This window comes from Flavobacteriales bacterium, assembly GCA_016700415.1.
Taxonomy (GTDB): domain Bacteria; phylum Bacteroidota; class Bacteroidia; order Flavobacteriales_F; family PHOS-HE28; genus PHOS-HE28.
Genome location: CP065018.1, coordinates 3,124,048 through 3,147,220, shown reverse-complemented (window position 1 = coordinate 3,147,220; position 23,173 = coordinate 3,124,048). Strand labels below are relative to the sequence as shown.

At 60.0% G+C, this 23,173-nt stretch carries 15 protein-coding genes; 3 read left to right on the top strand and 12 right to left on the bottom strand.

Annotated elements, in window-relative coordinates; translation table 11 throughout:
* Nucleotides 1-204: 204 nt before the first annotated feature.
* The 3 genes from IPP95_13060 to dapF form a co-directional block, all read right to left on the bottom strand.
* Nucleotides 205-1,611: a phosphoglucomutase/phosphomannomutase family protein gene (locus IPP95_13060; GenBank protein ID QQS72093.1), complete on the bottom strand. Its 1,407-nt coding sequence runs from the start codon at nucleotides 1,609-1,611 to the stop codon at nucleotides 205-207.
* A 269-nt stretch (nucleotides 1,612-1,880) separates the two neighbouring features.
* Entirely contained in the window at nucleotides 1,881-2,909 is a 1,029-nt protein-coding gene (mltG, locus tag IPP95_13055) for an endolytic transglycosylase MltG (GenBank protein ID QQS72092.1), read from the bottom strand.
* Nucleotides 2,906-3,694 carry a diaminopimelate epimerase gene (gene dapF, locus IPP95_13050; protein ID QQS72091.1) on the bottom strand — a complete coding sequence of 263 codons (789 nt, stop codon included), beginning with the start codon at nucleotides 3,692-3,694 and terminating at the stop codon, nucleotides 2,906-2,908. Before dapF ends, mltG begins: the two co-directional genes overlap by 4 nt.
* A gap of 156 nt (nucleotides 3,695-3,850) precedes the next feature.
* Between dapF and IPP95_13045 the strand changes: the two genes are divergently transcribed.
* The 3 genes from IPP95_13045 (at nucleotide 3,851) to IPP95_13035 (ending at nucleotide 7,871) form a co-directional block, all read left to right on the top strand.
* Nucleotides 3,851-5,314 (top strand): trypsin-like peptidase domain-containing protein, encoded by a 1,464-nt coding sequence (locus tag IPP95_13045; protein ID QQS72090.1) that lies wholly within the window; start codon nucleotides 3,851-3,853, stop codon nucleotides 5,312-5,314.
* Nucleotides 5,315-5,507: 193 nt separating this feature from the next.
* On the top strand, nucleotides 5,508-6,371 hold the full coding sequence (locus IPP95_13040) for an RNA polymerase sigma factor RpoD/SigA (protein ID QQS72089.1): 864 nt from the start codon (nucleotides 5,508-5,510) through the stop codon (nucleotides 6,369-6,371).
* Nucleotides 6,372-6,425: 54 nt separating this feature from the next.
* Nucleotides 6,426-7,871, top strand: coding sequence for a glyceraldehyde-3-phosphate dehydrogenase (locus IPP95_13035; protein ID QQS74272.1), 1,446 nt, complete (start codon nucleotides 6,426-6,428; stop codon nucleotides 7,869-7,871).
* Between the two features lie 92 nt (nucleotides 7,872-7,963).
* On the opposite strand, the gene IPP95_13030 is transcribed toward IPP95_13035, so the two are convergent.
* The 9 genes from IPP95_13030 to IPP95_12990 form a co-directional block, all read right to left on the bottom strand.
* Nucleotides 7,964-9,265: a T9SS type A sorting domain-containing protein gene (locus IPP95_13030; GenBank protein QQS72088.1), complete on the bottom strand. Its 1,302-nt coding sequence runs from the start codon at nucleotides 9,263-9,265 to the stop codon at nucleotides 7,964-7,966.
* Nucleotides 9,232-10,539 carry a PKD domain-containing protein gene (locus IPP95_13025; protein ID QQS72087.1) on the bottom strand — a complete coding sequence of 436 codons (1,308 nt, stop codon included), beginning with the start codon at nucleotides 10,537-10,539 and terminating at the stop codon, nucleotides 9,232-9,234. Before IPP95_13025 ends, IPP95_13030 begins: the two co-directional genes overlap by 34 nt.
* Nucleotides 10,540-10,875: 336 nt before the next feature.
* Nucleotides 10,876-16,863: a T9SS type A sorting domain-containing protein gene (locus IPP95_13020; GenBank protein ID QQS72086.1), complete on the bottom strand. Its 5,988-nt coding sequence runs from the start codon at nucleotides 16,861-16,863 to the stop codon at nucleotides 10,876-10,878.
* Between the two features lie 37 nt (nucleotides 16,864-16,900).
* Entirely contained in the window at nucleotides 16,901-17,779 is an 879-nt protein-coding gene (locus tag IPP95_13015) for a hypothetical protein (protein QQS72085.1), read from the bottom strand.
* A gap of 166 nt (nucleotides 17,780-17,945) precedes the next feature.
* The gene (locus IPP95_13010; GenBank protein QQS72084.1) at nucleotides 17,946-18,443 is read right to left on the bottom strand and encodes a hypothetical protein; all 498 of its coding nucleotides are present in this window, start codon (nucleotides 18,441-18,443) and stop codon (nucleotides 17,946-17,948) included.
* Between the two features lie 90 nt (nucleotides 18,444-18,533).
* A complete protein-coding gene (locus tag IPP95_13005; protein QQS72083.1) occupies nucleotides 18,534-19,016 on the bottom strand; it encodes a hypothetical protein in 483 nt (160 codons plus the stop codon).
* A 37-nt stretch (nucleotides 19,017-19,053) separates the two neighbouring features.
* On the bottom strand, nucleotides 19,054-19,356 hold the full coding sequence (locus IPP95_13000) for a hypothetical protein (GenBank protein ID QQS72082.1): 303 nt from the start codon (nucleotides 19,354-19,356) through the stop codon (nucleotides 19,054-19,056).
* Nucleotides 19,323-20,744, bottom strand: coding sequence for a hypothetical protein (locus IPP95_12995; GenBank protein QQS72081.1), 1,422 nt, complete (start codon nucleotides 20,742-20,744; stop codon nucleotides 19,323-19,325). Before IPP95_12995 ends, IPP95_13000 begins: the two co-directional genes overlap by 34 nt.
* Nucleotides 20,745-21,011: 267 nt before the next feature.
* Complete coding sequence (locus IPP95_12990) at nucleotides 21,012-23,144, bottom strand: CRTAC1 family protein (protein QQS72080.1); 2,133 nt, start codon at nucleotides 23,142-23,144, stop codon at nucleotides 21,012-21,014.
* Nucleotides 23,145-23,173: the final 29 nt, after the last annotated feature.

Genomic DNA, 23,173 nt, shown 5'->3' with positions numbered 1-23,173 from the left:
TTTATCCGCAGATGACGCAGATGACCCAGATGAATGACTTTGCCGCGATGTTCCGCAGATGCGCCTGAAGGCGCCGCCGATGAATGGCCACGGATAATGCCTTGACCGCGACGCAATATGCTTGATGGCCCGACCTTGTTGGACTTGCTCGCTGCGACCCGGCCTTCACTTTCCATGGCGCTTGTGCGTTCGCGCCCGCGCCAGCTATGCGCCGATCGTTTTGCGGCAGGCAGCGAGGATCTTCCGGGCGTCGTCCATGGTGGCACCACCTGCATAGAGGCGCAGTACCGGTTCCGTTCCACTGGCGCGGATCATCAGCCATTCCTCGTTCTCGAAGAAGTACTTGTAGCCGTCCAGCGTGTCGCGCTTGAGGGGCGTGTACGCCCCGAAGCTCTTGTAGGCATCGGCATCGCAGTCCTTCAGCACTTTCTGCTTGATGGCCTCGGTGATGTGCAGGTCGTTGCGCTCATAGGCGAAAGGTCCTGTGATGGCGTAAACCTCTTGCACGAGGTCGTCGAGGCTCTTGCCGCTCTTGGCCATGAATTCCCAGATGGTGAGGCCCATCCAGATGCCGTCGCGCTCAGGGATGTGGCCCTTGATGGCGATGCCGCCGCTCTCTTCGCCGCCCACCAGCACGTCGTCGGTGATCATGATGCCGCAGATCCACTTGAAGCCGATCTTGGTCACCTGATACTCCAATCCGTAGTGTGCGCAGAGCCGCTCCACTTTCGGTGTGGTGCTGGTGGCCACCACCACTTTGCCGGTCATTTTCTTGTACTTCACCAGGTAGTGGATCAGCAGCAGGATGATGTGGTGCGAATCCACGAACTCACCCTTGGCGTTGTAGAGGCCGATGCGGTCCGCGTCACCGTCGGTGGCTAAGCCGCAGTCCAACTTGTCCTTCTCGATCAGCTCGGAGAACGGGATGAGGTTCTTGTGGATCGGCTCCGGCGCCTGCCCCATGAAAGAGGGGTTGTAGTCGCAGTGCAGTAAGGTTGTTTCCGGCAGGATGCGTGGGATCACGTTCTGGCCGGAGCCGTACATGGCGTCGTAGCCGAGCTTCAGGCCGCTCTTGCGGATGGCTTCCAGGTCGAAGCTCTTCTCCACATGGTCCACGTACATGGCTTCCAGGTCGACACCCTTGAGCAGGCCATCGGCCACGGCCTTTTTGAAGTCGACGTTGGCGAGGTCTATGCCATGTTCATCGGGGATCAGGTCCTCCACCTCCTGTACCTGCTCGGGGATCAACGGACCGCCGTGGGAACCCTTCAGTTTATATCCATTGTAGCTGGGCGGGTTGTGGCTGGCGGTGATGATAACGCCCATGCTGGACTTCGACCTCAAGGTGCCGAGCGAGACCATCGGCGTGCTCACGAAATCCTTGGCCAAGTGTACTTTGATGCCATGGCTCACCAGCACTTTGACGGTGGTCTCCGCAAAGAGCTCACCGGCAAAGCGGCAGTCGTGCCCGACGACCACGCTGGGGTCTTCCGGAAAATTCTTCTTTAACCACAGGGCCACGCCCACGGTGACACGGGCGACGTTGTCCACGGTGAATTCCTGCGCGATGATGGCCCTCCAGCCGTCGGTACCGAACTTGATCTTGCTCATGCTTGTATTGGATGGGGCGCGAAAATAGGGCTTGGATGTGTGGTGAATGGAACGCTGATGACGCGGAAAGAGCTGATCACCGCTGAAGAGGAGGAAAACCGCAGATGTGCCTATCGGCACGAATGACTACTCCCGCGGAAAGGAGAACCGCAGATGACACAGATGACGCAGATAATGCCTTGGCCACGATGATGGGCGCAGATGTGCCATGCGGCACTGTAAGCTGGGTCCGCACGCCTGACAACTGAGAACGGACAACTGACAACTGCTCAACGGTAGATCCCACGCTTGTTCAGAGCCTGTTGGTAGCGGCGCGCGTTGACCATATGCTGTTGGTAGGTGGCGCTGAAGTTGCTGTAACCGCTCAGGTCCTCACGGGCGCAGAAGTAGAGGTAATTGCTTTTGGCGGGATGGAGGACGGCTTCGATGTAGCGCGGCTCGGGCAGGTTGATCGGACCCGGCGGCAAACCCACATGCGTATAGGTGTTGTACGGCGAATCGATGCGCATGTCGGCGGTGAGGAGGCGGTTCAGCGTGTCCATGCCGAGGGCGAATTTCAGCGTGGGATCCGCTTGGAGCGGCATGCCGATGCGCAAGCGGTTGAGGTAGACGCTGGCGATCATGGGCGCGTCCGCAGCCTTGCCCGTCTCCGCCTGTACGATGCTGGCCAGCGTGCTCACTTCACTTTGCGTAAGCCCCAACGCCTTGGCAGCAGTCTGGCGTTCCGGGCCCCAAAAGCGTTTGTACTCCTTGGCAAAGCGGTCGATCAGCTGATCCGGCGTCACCGTCCACCACACCTCGTAGGTGTTCGGGAGGAACAGCGAGATGATGGTCTGCCGCGTGAACCCCAAGCGTTCCGCAGTGGCGGGGGCCATGATGGCATCCATCATGGCTAATGAATCCGCCTCGAGGTACTTCGCCACCTGTCCGGCCAACTGCGGGATGTCCTTGATGTTGGTGAAAGTGATCCGCACGGGATCCTGCTCCCCGTTCCGCAGCTTGTTCACGAGGTCGTTCATGGACATGCCGCTGGGCACCACGTAGCGTCCTGCCCGCACTTTGCCCGCGTACTTTTTGCGTTCTGCCACCCAATGGAAGGTCTTCGGGTCCTGCACGATCCCCGTGGCCATCAGGCTGTCCACGACCTGGTCGAGGTCGGCGCCGGTCGGGATCAGCAACACCTTCTCCTTTGCCGCGAAGCTTACCCCGGGGCCGAAGATCTCCTTCCACTTCCGCCACGCGAAGAACCCGCCGACCAGCAACACGATGAGAACGAGCAAGAGCAGGACCTTCTTCATGCGGAAAGTTCAACCTCGCCTTTGAAAACCTCCTTCACCGGGCCGCGAAGCAAGATGTCGGCAAACCCTTCACCACTTCGGCGTGCGCTCACATGCAATGCACCTCCCGGCGTTGTTACGGCACAACCATCGTGCCCATGACCACGTGCCATCGCGCTCAATGCCGCTGCGGTGACGCCCGTGCCGCAGCTCAGGGTCTCGGCCTCCACGCCGCGCTCGTAGGTGCGCATTTCCACACGACCGTCGTGCCAGCGCACGAAGTTCACGTTCACGCCCTCTTTCGCGAAGCGCGCACCATAACGGTGTTCATGTGCTGTGGGAACGATGTCCACGGCGGCGGGATCTTCCACCCAGATCACCAAGTGCGGTGAGCCTGTGTGGAGCAGGTCCATATTCCCGGCCAAGCGTTCAATTCCCTCCACATCACGCATGGTGATCTCTACTTCATCTTCGCTCCACTTCGCTTTATGTACGCCGTCGATAGCGGTGAACTTCGCTGCTGCGCGATCACCCAGAAGCATGCTCCGAAAGGCGAACGCACAGCGGCTCCCGTTCCCACAGAAGCTGCGGCTGCCATCGGGATTCAGGAATTCCATGTGGTAGAGCGTTCCCTCTACTTCCGGACGGCGCAAAAGGATCAGGCCATCACTGCCAATGCCGAAGTGGCGATCGCAAAGCTTCCGTGCGAGTTCCACAGCGTCGGTCGGCAGCGCGCCATCGCGGTCATCCACGAGGATGAAATCGTTGCCGGTGCCATGCCATTTGGAAAAGGGGATGATCGCCATATCGGCAGCAAATATCGCTTTGGCATGCTCCTCGCACGGTAGGCCTGACGCCAGAATGCACACAAAAAGCGATCAACAGTTGTTAACAGCACCGCGCCGAACAAGGCTTTCAGACCTGCGTTGCTTTGTTGTGCAATAAGGCACAAGACCATAAAAATGAACAAGCAAACAGGAACCTTCCAACGTGCATTGGGATACTTCGGCATGGCCGTGGCCGGCGGGTTGTTGGCCTTGGGCGTACATGACCGTATCAGCCCTTCGCCCGACGCCGTCACTTCATCGACCACCAATGTCCCTGCGCATTTCGTGGGCATGCCCACTGCCGGCGGCACCGCGGTAGAGGCCGCGGACTTCACCACCGCCGCCACCAAGAGCATCGACGCCGTGGTCCATGTGACCACCGAGGCCACCGTGCAACGGGGACCCGTGGGGAGCTACTTCTGGGGCTATGCGCAACCGGCACCGGAGCAGGTACGCGGCGCGGGCAGTGGTGTCATCATCAGCAACGACGGCTATATCGTGACGAACAACCACGTGGTGGAGAATGCCGACAAGATCCAGGTACACTTGAATGACAAGCGGAAATACGACGCGACGGTGATCGGCCGCGACCCGAGCACCGACATCGCCTTGATCAAGATCGATGAGAAGGACCTGCCCACGCTGACCTTCGGCAACAGCGATGACGTGAAGGTGGGCCAATGGGTACTGGCCGTGGGCAACCCGATGAACCTGACGAGCACGGTGACCGCCGGGATCGTCAGTGCCAAGGCCCGCAGCATCAACATCCTGCAATATGACCCGGCCAAGGACATCTTCCCGATCGAAAGCTTCATCCAGACCGATGCGGCGGTGAATCCGGGCAACAGCGGCGGAGCGCTGGTCAATACCACCGGCGACCTCATCGGGATCAACAGCGCGATCGCAAGTACCACCGGCGCTTACACCGGCTATTCCTTCGCGGTGCCGTCGAACATCGTCAGCAAGGTCACCGGCGACCTGATGGAGTTCGGCAGCGTGCGCCGCGCCTACCTGGGCGTCACCATCAGCGATATCGATCAGGACATGGCGAAGAGCCTCGACCTGACGCGCTTGAAAGGCGTCTATGTAAAGGATGTGATGGACGACGGCGCGGCGAAGTCCGCAGGCGTGAAGAGCGGCGACGTGATCGTGAAGGTGGGTGCCATGAACGTGGACAACGTGCCTGAACTACAGGAGCAGGTGGGCAAATTCAGCCCTGGCGACAAAGTGGCGATCACCTTGGTGCGCGACGGCAAGGAAGAAGTGATGGACATGACCTTGCTCGGCCGTGCAGGCGCGGAATCCCCAACGGCTTCGAAGGATGTAAGCCTGCCCACGCTGGGTGCCGAACTGGCCGCCGCCACAGACGCGGAACTGAAGGCCCTGAGGATCGGGAACGGCGTAAAGGTGGTGCGCATCAACGGTGGGAAATTGCGCAGCATCGGCATCCGCGAAGGCTTCATCATCACCAAGATCGACCAGAAGCCGATGCGCAGCCCGGCGGACATTGACAAGGCGCTTGTCGGCAGGCAGGGCGGCGTGTTGATCGAGGGCGTATACCCGAACGGCATGCGGGCCTACTATGGCCTTGGCGTGTAACCGGTTAACCATCAGGCACTTTCAAAAAAGAACAAGATCCCCCTTGCGGCGGCTTGCCTGATCGCACGGGGCGGATGTACCTTCGCGGCCTGACTGAACGAAGTGCCCGGTACGCGTGTTATCAACCGGAACAAGTTCCTTCGATCTCCACACCTCCATCCACTAAATACCCCCGACGCCCGTGACCAGCAGAATGCGCCAACTCAAGATCACCAAGTCGATCACCAATCGGGAGAGCCAGTCTTTGGACAAGTATCTCCAGGAGATCGGGAAGGAAGGTCTGATCAATGCCGAAATGGAGGTCGAGCTTGCCCGCAAGATCAAGAAGGGCGATGGCGCCGCGCTGGACAAATTGGTGAAAGCCAACCTGCGCTTCGTGGTCTCCGTGGCCAAGCAATACCAGAACCAGGGCCTGAGCCTTCCCGACCTGATCAACGAGGGCAACCTCGGACTGATCAAGGCGGCGCAGCGCTTTGACGAGACCCGCGGTTTCAAATTCATCAGCTACGCGGTGTGGTGGATCCGCCAGAGCATCCTTCAGGCACTGGCCGAGCAGAGCCGTATCGTACGCCTGCCGCTGAACCAAGTGGGGTCGCTGAACAAGATCAACAAGGCCTTCGCCAAGCTGGAGCAGGAATATGAGCGCCCGCCCAGTGCGGACGAGCTCGCCACCTTGCTGGAGCTCCCCCCGGAGAAGGTCGCCGACACCATGAAGGTGAGCGGACGTCACATCAGCATGGACGCCCCCTTCGTGGAAGGCGAGAGCAACAGCCTGCTGGACGTGCTGCCGAACAACGACAGCATGCCGGCCGACCGCGTACTGATCAACGAAAGCCTTTCCAAGGAGATCGACCGTGCGTTGAGCACGCTCACCGAGCGCGAGCGCGACGTGGTGAAACTGTTCTTCGGCATCAACATCAACCACGGGCTCACCTTGGAGGAGATCGGTGCCAAGTTCGACCTCACCCGTGAGCGCGTAAGGCAGATCAAGGAGAAGGCCATCCGCCGCCTCCGCCACACCAGCCGCAGCAAGCTGCTCAAAGCCTACTTGGGCTGAGCATAGTTGTCGTGAAGCAGTTCTCTTTTTCTCAACACCCCCAACATGGAGACTTTGTCAAAGAAGGTCGGCTATGAGGCCGGCCTAAAGGATTATGTGGACCGTGAAAAATACGCGGTGGACCTGCTGAACTCGGTAGGTCAGCTGATGTTCGAGCACGGCGTGGAACTGGTTTTCTTCCGGAACCACCTCTTGGACATCAACACCTCGGAGGTGATCAAGCTCTACAATTATGCGGACACGGTGGTACACAAGCCCATCGAGATCAAGACCACCGCCGAGCTGGCCCGCACCCTCTTGACCCTCGGACTGGCCCCCAGCAAGATCGACATCGGCCGCTTGACCCACGAGTTCAAGGAATCCGGGAACACTTCGGCCACCGACTTCCTCAAGAAGCAGTTGGACCGCTTCATCGGCCTGGACAAGCACACCTTCAAGCCTCAGGACGTAGTGCTGTACGGTTTCGGCCGCATTGGCCGCATCGCGGCGCGCGAGCTTGTCAAGCAGGCCGGCAAGGGCCAACAATTGCGCCTCCGTGCGATCGTGATGCGCACCCTCAACGACGAACAGATCGTGAAGCGTGCCGCTCTCTTGCGCAACGACAGCGTACATGGTGCCTTCAAGGGAACTGTGGTGGAGGACCTGGAGAACCAAACGCTCATCATCAACGGCCAACAGGTCCAATTGATCGCCGCGTCGAACCCCGAGGACATCGACTACACCGTTTACGGCATCCAAGACGCCTTAGTGATCGACAACACCGGAGCCTTCACCAACCGGGCAGCGTTGGAGCGCCACCTCAAGTCCAAAGGCGTTAAGAAGGTGCTGCTGACGGCCCCTGGCAAGGAGATCCCGAACATCGTATACGGCATCAACCAGAAGGATCTCGACATCGAGAACGAGAACATCTTCAGCGCCGCCAGCTGCACCACTAACGCCATCGCCCCCATTTTGAAAGTGGTGGAGGACGAACTGGGCATCGAGAAAGGCCACATCGAAACGGTGCATGCCTATACGAACGACCAGAACCTGCTGGACAACTACCACAAGGGCCCTCGCCGTGGCCGCAGTGCCGCGATCAACATGGTGATCACCAGCACCGGTGCCGGCACTGCCGTGAGCAAGGCGATCCCCAGCCTGAAGGACAAGCTGACGGCCAACGCGGTGCGTGTGCCCACGCCGAACGGTTCGCTCGCCATCATGAGCCTCACCGTGAAGAAGGACGTGACCTTGGAGCAGATGAACGAGTTGATCCGCAACGCCGCGTTGAACGGCGAACTGGTGAACCAGATCCACTACCAGGTCGATCCCGAACTGGTGAGCAGCGACATCATCGGTGATACCTGCTGCAGCGTGTTCGACAGCAACGCCACCATCGTGAGCAACGACAAGCGGAGCGTGGTGCTGTACACCTGGTATGACAACGAGTTCGGCTACACCAAGCAAGTGATCCGTCTCGCGAAACACATCGCCAAAGTGCGCCGCCTGGTGTACTACTGAGCCTTCCTATCCATCCCTGAAAAAGGGCCATCCTGCACAGGATGGCCCTTTTTTGTTGCGACCCGGTTCGATCAAGACCGGATGGGTCGCAACTACTGCATCACCAGCCGCTTCAAATACCGGTGGCCCTCCGTGATCACTTCCACCATGTAAAGCCCACGGCCCACATCCTTCAGGTCCATGGCAAAGTGCGCCTTCCCTCCTACCGGCGCGACCGAAGCCTGATGGACCAACCGACCAGATGCATCGTGTACCTCGATCAAAACGTCCCCGTTCCCGCCGGTAAGACCATCGATGTCCACATGGACCATCCCTGAAAAATGCGGATTGGGGTAGAGCGACACGGTGACCCCATGTGCTTGTTCCGTTTCCGTGATGCCGATGGTGATCGTCCCTGCACAGATGCATTCCGGTGTGATGATGTCATTGACTGTGGTGGGATCACCGTCATCGCAAGGACCGCCTATCTCACCTACCAATGTCGGGCAGCTATCAATGCAATCAGCCAGCCCGTCCTTGTCGGAATCAATATCCGGTATGCCGCAGCCGCAGACCCCGGGTGCGATCTTGTCGGGGTCCGTGGGGCATCCATCCACGCAATCCGCGGCCCCATCATTGTCCGTGTCCGTGTCGGGGATCCCGCAGCCACAGATCCCCGGTGAAAGCTTGTCCGGATCTTGTGGGCAGAGGTCCCCTCCTACCGATACGTATCCGGCAGGTGGGATACAGGCCTGCACGGTGCTCGCATCATCCCCAACGCCGTCGTTATCCACGTCCGCATACCAGGTGACCGGAGCGTTGATCACCACTGCGGCCGTGGTGCTGAAGGCTGAGCAACCGCCGCCTGCCGCAATGGTGTACGCCACTGTGTACGTGCCGGACGCGCTGCTCCCCAGATTGATCGTTCCATTGTTCCCATTGAGGGAAAGACCGTTCGGGCTCGCCGTGTACGTCCCGCCGGAAGTGCCTGTCCGCGTGACCGTGGCCGTGCCGGTGGTACCGCAAAACGGTGTTCCCGCATAGCTGATCGTAGCCGAAGGGCCAGCTGTGATCACAACCGTGGCCGTGGTGCTGAAGGCCGCGCAGCCGCCGCCCGCCGCAATGGTGTAAGTCACCGTGTACGTCCCGGCCGTGCTGTTCCCCAAGTTGATCGTTCCGTTGTTCCCGTTGATGGAAAGGCCGCTCGGGCTCGCCGTATAGGTTCCGCCGCCGCTCCCGGTACGCGTAACACTTGCAGTGCCGGTGGTACCGCAAAACGGTGTTCCCGCATAGCTGATCGTAGCCGAAGGACCAGCTGTGATCACAACCGTGGCCGTGGTGCTGAAGGCCGCGCAGCCGCCGCCCGCCGCAATAGTGTAAGTCACCGTGTACGTCCCGGCCGTGCTGTTCCCCAAATTGATCGTTCCGTTGTTCCCATTGATGGAAAGGCCGCTCGGACTTGCAATATAGGTTCCGCCGCCCCCCGGTACTTCCCTGGCCCAAAACGGTGTTCCCTGCTGATCGTAGCCGAAGGACCAGCTGTGATCACAACCGTGGCCGTGGTGCTGAAGGCCGCGCAGCCGCCGCCCGCCGCAATAGTGTAAGTCACCGTGTACGTCCCGGCCGTGCTGTTCCCCAAATTGATCGTTCCGGTGCTCCCAGTGATGGACAGACCGCCCGGGCTCGCGGTGTATGTACCGCCGGACGTGCCCGTACGTGTGACCGTGGCTGTGCCGGTGGTAGCGCAGTATGGAGAACCACCGTATGCGATCGTCGCGGATGGTGCCTGTTGTACCATCACTGGAATGGATGCCGACGCATCACCGCAGGTGTTGGACACCGTCACTTGATATGGACCCGTAGCAGCCCCTGTCACCGTCACGCTTGCGGATGTCGGATTGGGGGAATAGCTGCCAGCGCCCGTCCATGCATAGCTCAATGGTCCGGAACCGGTGGCCGTAACGGCCAAGTTCAGCCCGTTGCTGGAACAGATCGGCGAGTTGGTGCTCGTGCCCGTGATCGTTGGAGGAACGCAGCCCGTGGTTCCGGTGCAAACACAGTTCGCACCCCAAGTATCGTCGAATGTGCCGGGGTCCAGATCGTCGCAAGGCGTTCCGGGAAGCGCAGTACCTCCGGGAATGCCTAAGCAATCCGGTGCGCAATTCCCGCCATTGACCGGTCCGTCCAGAACCTGCCCGGTAACATTGTGGCCGCCCATGGACACGTAGTAATTCCGGTTGGACAGCTGGGTGAAGGCGTCATTGCCTAAGATGAATTCCGTGCAACCCTCCCCGGCGACCGGGATGGTCGTGATGGTGAACCATTCCTCCGGCACCAGGGATATACCGCAACCTCCGTCAAAGACAGGATCCTCCAGCCGGTTGATCCCGAAACCGTTGTACGTCCGATAGGCCAGCCCTCCGTTCAGGACGACCGGGGACGGCGAAAAAGCACTCCATGCGCTACAAAAGCTTGTGCCCCCTCCGATCGCCATGCCGGAAGACGCATCATAACGGATCGTAACGGTAAGCGCGCTGAGGATCCCGCCGAAATCCGAAGTACTGTGGATCTTCATCTGCACCAGCAGTTGATCTCCGGCAGTGCCTTGTACCAGACGGATATCGGCCGATGAAGGGATGACATCTTGGGCTTGCACGTTGTTGAACGTCGCGATGAGCAAGATGATCAAACCCCATCGGAAAGCACGTGCAGACCATTTGCCAAGATCCTTCATTTCAGTCCGGTCTATTTTTTCTGTTTCAGTTTCACGGGCCACCTATTTGATCCGAATTGATCAGCCTGGCCTGGTGCTTCGTTGGATCGGGGGAAAAGCGTCGATCTGGGCACTCTTGTCCCCGTGAATCGACCTCTTTTTCCGAGGTTACAAAGGTAGTTCCTACGTGCCTAAGTGGCCACCACCACAGGACGTGCCCATCACCTTCATGGCCCGGCGACCGGACCGGAATGAAAGTCCCCGCTTCTTCCGGGAAGAGCGGGGACCATCACAGATAAATGGACAACTGACCTATTGGATCACCAAGCGCCGCAGGTAATGCCGGCCTCCGGCGATGGCTTCCACCATGTACAACCCTTGGGAGACCCGCTTGGAAAGATCCATGCCGTGGTGAACTACACCACCCACGGCTTGGGCCGTTTCCTGATAGACCAGCCTTCCCGAAGCATCGTGGATCTCGATCAGTACAGCGCGCTGCCCCTGCCCAAGTCCTTCGATGTGCAACGTGACCACTCCGGTACGGTTCGGGTTCGGGAACAAGGACATCGCATCGTCCGAACTTCCGATGGGATCCCCGATGCCGTCGATGATATCGCCTAGGCAAATGCAATCCTCCGTGATGACGTCCTCGTCGGTCCCGGCATTGCCGTCGTCACACACATCACCGATGTTCGCCTGAAGGTCCGGGCAGTCATAGATGCTCGTGCCAACACAGGCGCAATCAGCCGTCACCATGTCGTTCTCGGTCGTGGCGTCGCCATCGTCGCAGGCATCACCCACGTTCGCCTGAAGGTCAGGACAGTCGTAGATGCTCGTGCCTACGCACGCACAATCGGCCGTCACCATGTCGTTCGTCGTAGTGGCGTCCCCGTCATCGCAGGCATCACCCACGTTCGCCTGAAGGTCAGGACAGTCGTAGATGCTCGTGCCTACGCACGCACAATCGGCCGTGACCATGTCGTTCGTCGTAGTGGCGTCCCCGTCATCGCAGGCGTCGCCCACGTTCGCTTGAAGATCGGGGCAGTCGTAGACGATCGTGCCTGCACAAACGCAATCGGAAGTGATCACATCGTCCTCCGTGCCCGGATCATTATCGTCGCAGGCATCTCCGATCTGGCCTGATAAGGTCGGGCAGCTATCAATGCAATCCGCGATGCCGTCCCCGTCCGAATCGGTATCCGGCACGCCGCAACCACAGGCTCCAGGCGCGATCTTATCAGGGTCCGTAGGGCATCCATCAATACAATCCGCCGCGCCATCATTGTCCGTATCCGTATCGGGGATGCCGCAGCCACAGATCCCGGGATCCAGTTTATCCGGGTCCGTCGGGCAAGCATCACCACTGATGGCCACATAGCCCGAAGGCTGCTCACAGGCGAGAACGGCATCGGCATCGGAGCCTACCCCGTCACCATCCACATCGGCATACCACACGGTGGGATCCTGCACCAAGATATCGGTCGTTGTGCTGAACGGTCCACAGCCACCGTTGGCATCAATGCTGTAGGTCACCACATAGGTCCCGGCGGTGCTCGCATCCAAGTCGACCGAACCGGTGCCCGGATCGATCGCCAGCCCGGCAGGTGCCGCGGAGTAGCTGCCGTCCGGGGTCCCCAGCCGCGTCACTTGAGCGAAGCCGCTGGTCGTGCAGTACGGGGATCCATCAAAACTGATCGTCGCTGAGGGAGCCGCGTCAACGACCACGGAAACCGTGGCAGAAGCACTGCCACAGTTGTTCGAGACCGTGACCTGATAATCCCCCGTGGCAGCTCCCGTTACGGCAACATACTGTGAAAGTGGTCCGGGGTCGAACAAACCAGCACCCGACCATGCATAGCTCAGCGTTCCTGTTCCGCCTGCTGTAACGCCCAAGTTGAGAACTGTCCCAGAGCAGATCGGTGAATCACTCGAGGTCTCCGATATACTGGGCGGAACGCAGATCACCGTTCCGATGCAATCGCAATCCGCGGTGATCTGGTCGTTCGTCGTGTTCATGTCGCCGTCGTCGCAGACGTCACCGATGTTCGCCATCAGAACAGGGCAATCATAGACAACAGTGCCTACGCATTCGCAGTCCGAAGTGATCTGGTCGTTCGTCGTGTTCACATCGCCGTCGTCGCAGGCGTCACCGATGTTCGCCATCAGCACCGGGCAGTCATAGACAACAGTGCCTACACATTCGCAGTCCGAAGTGACCTGATCGTTCGTCGTGTTCACGTCGCCGTCGTCGCAGGCGTCACCGATGTTCGCCATCAGCACCGGGCAGTCATAGACAACAGTGCCTACACATTCGCAGTCCGAAGTGACCTGATCGTTCGTCGTGTTCACGTCGCCGTCGTCGCAGGCGTCACCGATGTTCGCCATCAGAACAGGGCAATCATAGACAACAGTGCCTACGCATTCGCAGTCCGAAGTGATCTGGTCGTTCGTCGTGTTCACATCGCCGTCGTCGCAGGCGTCACCGATGTTCGCCATCAGAACAGGGCAGTCATAGACAACAGTGCCTACGCATTCGCAATCCGAAGTGATCTGGTCGTTCGTCGTGTTCACATCGCCGTCGTCGCAGGCGTCACCGATGTTCGCCATCAGCACCGGGCAGTCATAGACAACAGTGCCTACGCATTCGCAATCCGCGGTGATCTGGTCGTTCGTCGTGTTCACATCGCCGTCGTCGCAGGCGTCACCGATGTTCGCCATCAGCACCGGGCAGTCATAGACAACAGTGCCTACGCATTCGCAGTCCGAAGTGATCTGGTCGTTCGTCGTGTTCACGTCGCCGTCGTCGCAGGCATCGCCGATGTTCGCCATCAGAACAGGGCAGTCATAGACAACAGTGCCTACGCATTCGCAGTCCGAAGTGATCTGGTCGTTCGTCGTGTTCACGTCGCCGTCGTCGCAGGCATCGCCGATGTTCGCCATCAGAACAGGGCAGTCATAGACAACAGTGCCTACGCATTCGCAGTCCGAAGTGACCTGATCGTTCGTCGTGTTCACGTCACCGTCGTCGCAGGCGTCACCGATGTTCGCCATCAGCACCGGGCAGTCATAGACAACAGTGCCTACACATTCGCAGTCCGAAGTGATCTGGTCGTTCGTCGTGTTCACGTCGCCGTCGTCGCAGGCGTCACCGATGTTCGCCATCAGAACAGGGCAGTCATAGACAACAGTGCCTACGCATTCGCAATCCGCGGTGATCTGGTCGTTCGTCGTGTTCACGTCGCCGTCGTCGCAGGCGTCACCGATGTTCGCCATCAGAACAGGGCAGTCGTAAACCACCGTGCCTAAACATTCGCAGTCCGCAGTGATCTGGTCGTTCGTCGTGTTCACGTCACCGTCGCCGCAGGCGTCGCCGATGTTCGCCATCAGCACCGGGCAGTCATAGACAACAGTGCCCACGCATTCGCAGTCCGAAGTGATCTGGTCGTTCGTCGTGTTCACGTCGCCGTCGTCGCAGGCGTCACCGATGTTCGCCATCAGAACAGGGCAGTCGTAAACCAACGTGCCTACGCATTCGCAGTCCGAAGTGATCTGGTCGTTCGTCGTGTTCACATCGCCGTCGTCGCAGGCGTCGCCGATGTTCGCCATCAGAACAGGGCAGTCATAGACAACAGTGCCTACGCATTCGCAGTCCGAAGTGATCTGGTCGTTCGTCGTGTTCACATCGCCGTCGTCGCAGGCATCGCCGATGTTCGCCATCAGAACAGGGCAGTCATAGACAACAGTGCCTACGCATTCGCAATCCGAAGTGATCTGGTCGTTCGTCGTGTTCACATCGCCGTCGTCGCAGGCGTCACCGACACCGCCTGAAAGCAGCGGGCAACTATCAATGCAATCCGGCACTCCATCATGGTCCGTGTCCGTATCCGGAACTCCACAGCCACATGTGCCGGGGTCGACCTTGTTCGGGTCGGAAGGGCAGAGGTCACCCGCCACGGCCACATAGCCGGTCGGTTGATCACAAGCCAGCGTGGTGACCGCCGGGTCCCCGGCACCATCCGCGTCGGCGTCGGCATACCACGTTGAAGCCTCATCGATCACAACATCCGCGGTGGTGGAGAAGGAAGCACATCCACCGGAAGCTGCGATGTCGTACGTCACCGTGAAATTCCCGGCGGTGCTCGCTCCGGGATCGATGCTGCCCGTGGTCGCATTCAACGACAAGCCTGAAGGAACCGAAGAATAGACCCCGCCGCCACTGCCGGTCCGGGTCACGTTAACGCTCACATCGGAGGTACAATACGGTGATCCATTGTATTCGATCATGGCCGAAGGTGCTGTCCCGATGACCAATGGCGCGGAGGTAGTGAACAGCGCACAACCACCGGAGGCCGCGATGCTGTATGTCACTGTGTACGTACCTGCGGTGCTTGCCCCCAGATCGATCTGGCCTGTGCTCGCACTGATCGAAAGCCCGCCCGGGACGGCTGCATATGTGCCTCCGGCAGTACCCGTGCGGGTAACGTCCACGGAGCCACCACCCGAGCAATAGGGTGATCCGTCATAACTGATGGAAGCGGACGGGGCGGCCCCGACGATCACAGAGGCGGTCGTGTTGAACGCTGCGCAACCACCATTCGCCGCAATGCCATACGTCACCGTGTAGGTCCCCGCGCTGCTGCTGCCCAGATCGATCGCCCCGCTGGCAAGATCGATCGACAGACCTGCCGGGTCGGCCAAGTACGTCCCGCCCGTCGTACCGGTCCGCACCACGCTTGCTGTTCCACCATCGGTGCAATAGGGCGACCCCGTGTAGGAAATGGTCGAGGACGGAGCTTCGTTCACGACCACCTGAGCGGTGGTGCTGAAGGCCGTGCATCCACCGCCTGCGGCTATGGCGTAGGTCACTGTGTAAATGCCCGCAGAGCTGTTCCCAAGATCGATGGCTCCGTTGGCCGCATTGATGGACAGTCCTGCGGGTGCCGAGCTGAACGTTCCGCCCGGTGTACCGGTACGGCTCACGGCCGCACTAACTCCTGATGTGCAATAGGGTGAACCACTATAATTGATCGTGGCCGAAGGAGCGGCCCCGATGGAGATATCGGTGGTGGTGCTGAATGCTGAGCACCCGCCAGCCGCAGCGATCGCGTAGGTCACCGTATACATGCCCGGTGCGCTGCTCGTCAGATCGACATGACCCGTTCCGACGTCGATGGACAAGCCCGATGGCGTGGCACTGAACGCGCCTCCGGAAGAACCGGTGCGGGTCACATCAGCTTGGCCTGCGGAAGCACAGAACGGTGAGCCGGTATAGGTGATCGTGGCCGAAGGGGCGGCACCCACAGAAATTTCAGCGGTGGTTGAAAATTCAGCGCAGCCCCCTGTTGGTGCTATGGTGTAGGTGACCGTGTACGTGCCGGTGGTGCTCGCGTTCAAGTCCACCGCTCCGGTACCCGCATCAATGGACAGACCACCAGGAGATGCCGTGAAAGCTCCACCACTTGCGCCCGCCAACGACACTGCGGCCTGCCCGCCGGAAGTACAATAGGGTGAACCCGGATAGTCGATGGTAGCTGTCGGTGCCTGCCCGATCTGGATCGTGGCCGTGGTTGCAAATGCGGAACAACCACCGGTAGCTCCGATCGTGTATGTCACCGTGTATGTGGCCGCTGTGCTCCCGGCCAAGCCGATCGCACCTGTGTTTGGATTGATGGACAGACCTGACGGAACAGCGCTGTACGTACCGCCAGTGCTGCCCGTACGCGTCACGGTAGCCGTGCCGCCCGAGGTGCAATAAGGCGAACCCGCGTAGCTGATCGTGGCCGATGGGGCCGTATTGATCACAACGGAAGCGGTCGTACTGAACGCCGAACAGCCACCGCCGGCAGCGATGCTGTACGTCATCGTGTAACTGCCCGCAGTGCTCGTGCCCAACGTGATAGCGCCCGTGCTCGAACTGATCGAAAGACCTGATGGCGTCGCGCTGTATGTCCCGCCAGTGCTGCCCGTACGCGTCACGGTAGCCGTGCCGCCCGAGGTGCAATAAGGCGAACCCGCGTAGCTGATCGTGGCCGATGGGGCCGTACCGATCACCACCGAAGCTGTCGTGCTAAGAGCCGAACAGCCACCGCCGGCAGCGATGCTGTACGTCACCGTGTAACTGCCCGCAGTGCTCGTGCCCAACGTGATAGCGCCCGTGCTCGAACTGATCGAAAGACCTGATGGCGTCGCGCTGTATGTGCCGCCAGTGCTGCCCGTACGCGTCACGGTAGCCGTGCCGCCCGAGGTGCAATAAGGCGAACCAGCGTAGCTGATCGTGGCCGATGGGGCCGTATTGATCACAACGGAAGCGGTCGTACTGAACGCCGAACAGCCACCGCTAAGCGATGCTGTACGTCACCGTGTAACTGCCCGCAGTGCTCGTGCCCAACGTGATAGCGCCCGTGCTCGAACTGATCGAAAGACCTGATGGCGTCGCGCTGTATGTCCCGCCAGTGCTGCCCGTACGCGTCACGGTAGCCGTGCCGCCCGAGGTGCAATAAGGTGAACCAGCGTAGCTGATCGTGGCCGATGGGGCCGTGCCGATCACCACCGAAGCTGTCGTGCTAAGAGCCGAACAGCCACCGCTGGCAGCGATGCTGTAAGTCACCGTGTACGTCCCCGCAGTGCTCGTGCCCAACGTGATAGCGCCCGTGCTCGAACTGATCGAAAGACCTGATGGCGTCGCGCTGTATGTCCCGCCAGTGCTGCCCGTACGCGTCACGGTAGCCGTGCCGCCCGAGGTGCAATAAGGTGAACCAGCGTAGCTGATCGTGGCCGATGGGGCCGTACCGATCACCACCGAAGCTGTCGTGCTAAGAGCCGAACAGCCACCGCTTACAGCGATGCTGTAAGTCACCGTGTACGTCCCCGCAGTGCTCGTGCCCAACGTGATAGCGCCCGTGCTCGAACTGATCGAAAGACCTGATGGCGTCGCGCTGTATGTCCCGCCAGTGCTGCCCGTACGCGTCACGGTAGCCGTGCCGCCCGAGGTGCAATAAGGCGAACCCGCGTAGCTGATCGTGGCCGATGGGGCCGTACCGATCACCACCGAAGCTGTCGTGCTAAGAGCCGAACAGCCACCGCCGGCAGCGATGCTGTAAGTCACCGTGTACGTCCCCGCAGTGCTCGTGCCCAACGTGATAGCGCCCGTGCTCGAACCGATCGAAAGACCTGATGGCGTCGCGCTGTATGTCCCCCAGTGTGCCGTACGCGTCACGGTAGCCCCCAGGTCAGGGAACCCGCTGGGGCACCACCCCCGAAGCAGGCCAACAGCCCGCTGTAGTCACCGTCGTCCCCCAGCGCCCAACGTATAGCGCCCTGCTCGAACCATCGAAAGACCTGATGGCGTCGCGCGTATGTCCCGCCAGTGCTGCCCGTACGCGTCACGGTAGCCGTGCCGCCCGAGGTGCAATAAGGCGAACCCGCGTAGCGATCGTGGCCGATGGGGCCGTACCGATCACCACCGAAGCTGTCGTGCTAAGAGCCGAACAGCCACCGCCGGCGATGCTGTAAGTCACCGTGTACGTCCCCGCAGTGCTCGTGCCCAACGTGATAGCGCCCGTGCTCGAACTGATCGAAAGACCTGATGGCGTCGCGCTGTATGTCCCGCCAGTGCTGCCCGTACGCGTCACGGTAGCCGTGCCGCCCGAGGTGCAATAAGGCGAACCCGCGTAGCTGATCGTGGCCGATGGGGCCGTACCGATCACCACCGAAGCTGTCGTGCTAAGAGCCGAACAGCCACCGCCGGCAGCGATGCTGTAAGTCACCGTGTACGTCCCCGCAGTGCTCGTGCCCAACGTGATAGCGCCCGTGCTCGAACTGATCGAAAGACCTGATGGCGTCGCGCTGTATGTCCCGCCAGTGCTGCCCGTACGCGTCACGGTAGCCGTGCCGCCCGAGGTGCAATAAGGCGAACCCGCGTAGCGATCGTGGCCGATGGGGCCGTACCGATCACCACCGAAGCTGTCGTGCTAAGAGCCGAACAGCCACCGCCTAGCAGCGATGCTGTAAGGCACCGTGTACGTCCCCGCAGTGCTCGTGCCCAACGTGATAGCGCCCGTGCTCGAACTGATCGAAAGACCTGATGGCGTCGCGCTGTATGTCCCGCCAGTGCTGCCCGTACGCGTCACGGTAGCCGTGCCGCCCGAGGTGCAATAAGGCGAACCCGCGTAGCTGATCGTGGCCGATGGGGCCGTGCCGATCACCACCGAAGCAGTCGTGCTAAGAGCCGAACAGCCACCGCCAGCTGCGATGCTGTATGTCACCGTGTACGTCCCCGCAGTGCTCGTGCCCAACGTGATAGCGCCCGTGCTCGAACTGATCGAAAGACCTGATGGCGTCGCGCTGTATGTCCCGCCAGTGCTGCCCGTACGCGTCACGGTAGCCGTGCCGCCCGAGGTGCAATAAGGCGAACCCGCGTAGCTGATCGTGGCCGATGGGGCCGTACCGATCACCACCGAAGCTGTCGTGCTAAGAGCCGAACAGCCACCGCTAAGCAGCGATGCTGTAAGTCACCGTGTACGTCCCCGCAGTGCTCGTGCCCAACGTGCGTGCGCCCGTGCTCGAACTGATCGAAAGACCTGATGGCGTCGCGCTGTATGTCCCGCCAGTGCTGCCCGTACGCGTCACGGTAGCCGTGCCGCCCGAGGTGCAATAAGGCGAACCCGCGTAGCTGATCGTGGCCGATGGGGCCGTGCCGATCACCACCGAAGCAGTCGTGCTAAGAGCCGAACAGCCACCGCCAGCTGCGATGCTGTACGTCACCGTGTAACTGCCCGCAGTGCTCGTGCCCAACGTGATAGCGCCCGTGCTCGAACTGATCGAAAGACCTGATGGCGTCGCGCTGTTGTGCCGCCAGTGCTGCCCGTACGCGTCACGGTAGCCGTGCCGCCCGAGGTGCAATAAGGTGAACCAGCGTAGCTGATCGTGGCCGATGGGGCCGTACCGATCACCACCGAAGCTGTCGTGCTAAGAGCCGAACAGCCACCGCCGGCAGCGATGCTGTAAGTCACCGTGTACGTCCCCGCAGTGCTCGTGCCCAACGTGATAGCGCCCGTGCTCGAACTGATCGAAAGACCTGATGGCGTCGCGCTGTATGTGCCGCCAGTGCTGCCCGTACGCGTCACGGTAGCCGTGCCGCCCGAGGTGCAATAAGGCGAACCAGCGTAGCTGATCGTGGCCGATGGGGCCGTATTGATCACAACGGAAGCGGTCGTACTGAACGCCGAACAGCCACCGCCGGCAGCGATGCTGTACGTCACCGTGTAACTGCCCGCAGTGCTCGTGCCCAACGTGATAGCGCCCGTGCTCGAACTGATCGAAAGACCTGATGGCGTCGCGCTGTATGTCCCGCCAGTGCTGCCCGTACGCGTCACGGTAGCCGTGCCGCCCGAGGTGCAATAAGGTGAACCCGAATAGCTGATCGTGGCCGATGGGGCCGTGTTCACAACGACAGGGACACTTGACGAAGCCGTTCCACAGGCATTCGTCACCACGACCTGATAGTTGCCTGTGGCCGCTCCGGTAACCGATACGTTCTGTGATGATGCATTGGGACTGAAGGTGCCCGTACCGCTCCAGGCATAGCTCAATGGCCCGGTACCCGTTGCGGTGACGCCGAGGTTCAAGGTGGAACTGGAGCATATCGGGGAGTTGCTTGTGGTGCCGCTAATGGCAGCTCCGGTGCAGGTCGGCGTACCGATACAAACGCAGGATGCATTCCACGTGTCATTGGTCGTTCCCGCATTGCCGTCATCGCAAGCCGTACCGGGAAGGGCCGTACCTCCGATCATGCCTAAGCAGTCCTCGGCACAATTGCCCCCGCTCACCGGACCACCTACCACTTGGCCGGTGACATCCTGCCCGTTCATGGAGATGTAGAAATCCCTGTTGTCGGATCCGGTAAATGCATCATTGCCCAAGGTGAACGCCGTGCAGCCGGTACCACCGACCGGAATGGTGGTGATCGTGAACCAGGTCTCCACCGGCAGGCTCATCGCACATCCTCCGTCAAAGGCCGGATCTTCAAGCCGGTTAAGGCCAAACCCGTTGTATGTACGATAAGCTGTACCACTGTTGACCACCACCGATGACGGTGGAAATGAGCTCCACGCGTTGCAAAAAGTCGCTCCCCCTCCCAATGTCCCGCCGGCGGAGGCATCGTACCGGATCGTGACGGTCATTGCACTCAAGATCCCACCGAACGTGCCTGCGCTATGCAACTTCACCTGCACCAGCAACTGGTCCGAGGCACTGCCCTGCACCAGACGAACATCGACTGAACTTGGTAAGATATCGGTCTGTGCCGCGGCAGGCAATGCAAGACTCGCAAGCAGCAAAGCGACCAAGCCCGTTCGCAGGCAGTATCCGGACAAAAAGGATCTAAATCGTCCCATCAGCTATTGAATTTTTTCAGTGTGTGAAGAAGATGCGGTTGCCACCAATACCCGTCAAGGCAGTTGTTCGACCACCACTGCCGTTGGCGATGAACCTCCGATGTTCAGGAGGATGGGGTCCCGGTCATTCGAGGACCCCGTGTACTTCACCACACCGTCCATGGTCACGTCCGCAGTATGATATCCGGTAGCTACACCGGTCAGTACCGACCCCCCTATGGCAATAAGTACCGCATCGCGGTCGTTGCCGCCGCCTGTGAATTTGACCTTGGCATCGCCCGTGATCTCGCCGGACCACATGGTCCTGGAAGAACCGACGGTCTTCCGCGCGTTCGTACCCCAAGTGGTCACACCGGAGGATCGAAGGTCAATGGTGGTGGCGGATCCGTTCAATGCGTAGCTGGACGCGGTCATCACGCCCAAGTGGTTCCGATGGCGGACGGCCAAATTGTATGATCCGTTCGGTACGTGCATGCTCACCGCGCTCTTGCCGTTCAGGTCCACCACATCCCCGTCCCGCTGCAACAAGGCTGCCCGCGAGGCCACTATGACCGATGTGTTCGACGCTGAACGCAGTTCCAACCAGATCCAATCAACGATGGCGTTGTTTCCGGCTACCGCAAGGACGCTGGGTGAAAGGCGATGTGGAACATCCGTGCCCATGGGGACGAAGCCCAATGCCGGGTACGGGTCGACCGCGGGAACCAGCCCTTGGGTACGCAGATCATCGTTCATCAATCCAGTGCCCTGTACGTACGGCCCGTCCAAGATCACTTTCGCCGCCAGCATGGAGGTCCGGGTCTCCCCTTCGGTGGTCTTGATCCATTGGTCAGCGGCCAGCCCGTAGTACTTGTCGTTGATCCCGGATGGCCAATGCACGATCGCCGAGTCCACCACCGTGTTCGCGCCCATCCCGAAATGACAGGTGAAGGAACAGACGATGCCATAACTCTCTCCTGCACGAACCTCACGGATCTGTGTGCCCCAGGCACCATAGAGCGTCACCCGGGCGCCTATACCGTCCCGATTGCTCGTGGTCCCCTCCAAATTGAAGTTGATGAAGTGGTTGCTGTTGCCATTGTTCAAGTACAGCTCGTCGCGGCGGGTGGTGCTGTATGTGACATAACCCGAGCCATAGCCTGCATATACATCAATGAAACCATCGTGGTTCATATCGCCCAAGGCGAAGGTGTGCAGATTGTATGAGGAAGGCTCGGGAAGCATGTTCGGCATTTGCGTGAAGGTCCCGTTACCATTACCATGGAAATAGAATTCGGCACTGCCTCCCAGGTTCCCGCTCGTGATCAGGTCCAGATACCCATCATTGTCGAGGTCCTCGAACTTGGATTGCAGGAAGGCCGCGCTGATCTCCAGTCCGCTTCCCGAAGTGGCATCGGTGAAATGCCCGGTACCATCATTCAGGAAGAGCTCCATGCTGCGACTGTGGTTGGTAACGACCATGTCCAGGTCCCCGTCATTGTCAACATCTCCGAAATCCGTCGTCCAGGACTGTTCCCTGTTCTGCGCGCCGTAGGTCAGGGCCTCATCCGTGTAATGGTTTGTGCCATCATTGACGAAGAGACGGTTCCAGCGGCGCGGATCGGAGGAAACGTTCACCCCTTGCCTGCAGTGGGCGATGAAGAAATCAAGATCGCCATCATTGTCGAAATCGATGAAAACGCTCCCGTAGTTGCCGCTCATGTCAGAGGAAGGCGAAGTGGTGAAATCCACATAGTCATTGTAGGACAGTGACCCTGAGCCATTGTTCAGCCAGATCTTCGGGGCGGCGTTGTCGTGGCATCCGAAAGCGTCCAACCAACCATCGTTGTTAATGTCCGCCATGTTCGCGCATTGCATGAACATGGTGCCATTGTTCAAGCTGCTCCATGTTCCGGAACCCCTACCGCTCATCCGGAGGAAATGGACGCCATCGTTCGAACCGCCACTGAAGAAGTCCTTGTGACCATCATTGTCCACATCCCCGGCAGCCATGCCCCACTGCGAGGAGGATGAAGCCTGGCCCATGTTATAAGAGGTGAAAGTGCCGCCAGCTCCTTGATAGTCGATGTAGACATATTTGCTTTCGTCCAGCAAGAGCAGGTCGTCGAAGCCATCACCGTCCATGTCCGCTATGCCCACGCAACCTCCGGAATGGGCGCTTTGGTCGGACAGGATACTCGTGCTCAACGTAAACGTTTGACCCACCACGAAAGCAG

Excerpts from the sequence above, each read along its gene's own strand:
- IPP95_12995 (QQS72081.1), bottom strand. The coding sequence starts at position 20,744 with ATGACCGTCACGATCCGGTACGATGCCTCCGCCGGCGGGACATTGGGA.
- mltG (QQS72092.1), bottom strand. The coding sequence starts at position 2,909 with ATGAAGAAGGTCCTGCTCTTGCTCGTTCTCATCGTGTTGCTGGTCGGC.
- dapF (QQS72091.1), bottom strand. The coding sequence starts at position 3,694 with ATGGCGATCATCCCCTTTTCCAAATGGCATGGCACCGGCAACGATTTC.
- IPP95_13060 (QQS72093.1), bottom strand. The coding sequence starts at position 1,611 with ATGAGCAAGATCAAGTTCGGTACCGACGGCTGGAGGGCCATCATCGCG.
- IPP95_13040 (QQS72089.1), top strand. The coding sequence starts at position 5,508 with ATGCGCCAACTCAAGATCACCAAGTCGATCACCAATCGGGAGAGCCAG.
- IPP95_13045 (QQS72090.1), top strand. The coding sequence starts at position 3,851 with ATGAACAAGCAAACAGGAACCTTCCAACGTGCATTGGGATACTTCGGC.